Source organism: Paenibacillus sp. J2L1-98 (assembly GCF_056269405.1).
The window spans coordinates 1-2,234 of sequence record NZ_JBWDNW010000057.1; the positions used below are offsets into that span (position 1 = coordinate 1).

Sequence of the window (2,234 nt, forward strand, 5' to 3'; positions counted from 1 at the left end):
GATGGAATTTTTAGGGCTATGACCCGTTGCGTACTTCCATCGTACCGAGGCGCTCGTTTTTTTGCAAAGCGGAAATTTAACGCTCTACAGGAATGCTATCGTACCCGTTAGTTTAATGAACTAACTTTTGGAAGAAAGCTATTTAATGTTATGTTTTTCTTCTAACCATTCTTTGAATTTTTCCCGTTTTTGTGAATTGTGCAGCAATTTTCTTGTGTTTTTACTTGAGATTAGATAATTTTTTATTTCCTGGTTTTCTACTATCACTTTTTCAAGTGTCGCTTTATTCATAAGCATTTCCTGAAACCAATATTTTTGTTTTAGTAATCCCAAATTATGCTTAAACTTCTCTTCATCTGAAACGAACCAAAACCGAATACGGAGTCCAATTTCCTTGATGATACCCGCAATAGCCGAAACTTCTTGGCGAAAAAACATCGTAATATCACTTCCTGAATAAAATTAACACTCAAAAATTAGTATGCCCAAAGGGTATTGAAGACACTTCGTTAGCGATAACTGCCCGTTTAGTTGAGCAAAGGCAGCTGATCTAAGTGATCGCTGCCCCTTGTTGTTGCATATTGAACTATTAGTTCCCGTTAATTTCGTTAAGCGTACCTGTGATTAGGGATTAACGATTTCTTCGTAATACTCCAGATCGCTTTCATCTATCCATTCCGCATCGATCCAGAGGGGAAGACCTAGTAACTCTTCAAGCTCCTCGACCTGCTTCTGTATATCTTGACTGAATAAAGCTGATCGCACCTCTTCTGGTGTTATCTGTATATCGAGTGTTTGGATAAACGACCAAATGTCCAATTCCTTGTCGTCTATGTCATAATCTCCATAAGACTTAATATGCTGATTGACCAGCGTACCCTTTAAGTATGCTCCTATAGATAGGATATCGTCATCGAAATAAGATACTGCCAGCACTGGATCTTGCAAATCCTGCGATAAGGATAGTGCATACTCCTCCACCGAACCCCAGGAAAACTCGGAATGCAACAAGCTTACCCAGCCATTAAACTCCCCGACATACACTTTGGACTTTAACCTGTATGTATCCAAAGCGGCTCTGTCACCATATACGTATAGATCGATTATGTCAACTTCCGATTCCTCACGAGCCTTGTCATCGGTCGTCTGTACAAAGCGCTGTTCGAGCAGTTTTATAGTTGCCGCAGGGTAGTCCGTTCGAACATGTAGATTCGCAAATTTCGTTCCCATCGTTTATCTCTCCCGTTTATTAGTCAATCGGCTTTCGTCGAGGTATTCGCTAAATGACTTAAACTATCTTGCCAGTTAGCGTAACAAATAACTAAGTTTATTTCCTTTTAAGATAAGCAAAGATCGAGATCCAAAGAATGCAACCAAGTAGAATTTGAACTCCACTTTCTTGCAAATGAATCCCATTACCGCTCAGCCATACTCCCGTAAAAAAACCTAACATAAGACATACTAGTACCTCAAGCAATTTGACTTTCATATTATTCTCCTTTATAAAACTCTCTTGCTAGAAATTATAGGGCAATGTTCCTTGAATGGCACTTGAATATGTCTAGAGCTACTGAGGCTAACCTACCAGTAGCCGAACAGGCTGCTATCGTGTCCCGTTAAACTTCTTCTTTCCAAAGAACATTATGTCAGAAAAGGCTATTGCTAATGATAAACCCAAAGGAGAACCAAAATCCCCAACATTAATTTCCGATGGGCTAAAAAGATAATTAAAAAGAAACCTTGAACCACTAAGGAAAATAAACCAAGTAATAAATGTAAACAACTTTTTTCTTATTTCAATCCAAGTTAACTTCCTTATATTTATCAGAATTAAAGCAGTAGAACACAAAGCATATAAAAGAAGATAAATTATATATCCAATAACAAATTTCGCTGCAAGCGGAGAATCAATGTCCTTATATACAATAAATAACGCGCTTGTCGTCCATACAACAAATAAAGTAAAAAGACTTATGTTTAACGAAGCATACTTCTTCATTTTTCACCAACCATAATTTCGATATTTCGGAAACCATTTAATTATCTCAAAAAATAATAAATTAGTTTATTGGTAATTCGTTCCTATCCTCCCGTTAGCGCAACGACGGCAGCCGATCGTTCTGTGATATGCTCCCCATACGGTAGACAGGTGAAATAATAAAAAGCCTGCTACTGTGAGGGGAGCTTTTTCATGTCTAGAGGAAAATATACTGCTTTGGAGAAACTCGCCATTC

3 protein-coding genes are annotated in these 2,234 nt (G+C 38.0%); all 3 read right to left on the reverse strand.

The genetic code is table 11. From position 1 onward, the window contains the following. Nucleotides 1-138: 138 nt before the first annotated feature. The 3 genes from AC0YNZ_RS31325 to AC0YNZ_RS31335 all read right to left on the reverse strand — a co-directional run bounded on the left by AC0YNZ_RS31325 (nt 139) and on the right by AC0YNZ_RS31335 (nt 1,999). Nucleotides 139-438, reverse strand: a complete 300-nt coding sequence (locus AC0YNZ_RS31325) for a hypothetical protein (protein WP_475830265.1) — start codon at nt 436-438, stop codon at nt 139-141. Between the two features lie 186 nt (nt 439-624). Then, a complete protein-coding gene (locus AC0YNZ_RS31330; RefSeq protein ID WP_475830266.1) occupies nt 625-1,230 on the reverse strand; it encodes a hypothetical protein in 606 nt (201 codons plus the stop codon). Nucleotides 1,231-1,603: 373 nt separating this feature from the next. Further along, entirely contained in the window at nt 1,604-1,999 is a 396-nt protein-coding gene (locus AC0YNZ_RS31335) for a hypothetical protein (protein ID WP_475830267.1), read from the reverse strand. Nucleotides 2,000-2,234: the final 235 nt, after the last annotated feature.